Annotated in this window: 1 pseudogene; it reads left to right on the forward strand. The window is 42.7% G+C overall.

Annotation, left to right across the window (positions count from 1 at the left end):
- A pseudogene (locus tag J7R12_RS08860) lies at positions 1-255 on the forward strand (transcription termination factor NusA); the annotation flags it as partial.

A 255-nucleotide genomic window follows, 5' to 3' on the forward strand; every position in this document is an offset into this window, starting at 1 on the left:
CGTGAATCGCGTGGTCCACAAATTTTCCTTTCACGTACACATCCTCAATTTATGGTGAAACTTTTCACTATGGAAGTGCCAGAAATCTATGATGGTATTATAGAAATTAAATCCGTTGCCCGCGATCCAGGTTCACGTGCTAAAATTGCTGTTGTCTCACGCGATGGTTCCATTGATCCTGTTGGAGCATGTGTTGGAATGCGAGGAAGCCGTGTTCAGGCTGTTGTTGCAGAATTACAAGGTGAAAAAATTGAT

Source organism: Bartonella vinsonii subsp. vinsonii (assembly GCF_902825235.1).
Taxonomy (GTDB): domain Bacteria; phylum Pseudomonadota; class Alphaproteobacteria; order Rhizobiales; family Rhizobiaceae; genus Bartonella; species Bartonella vinsonii.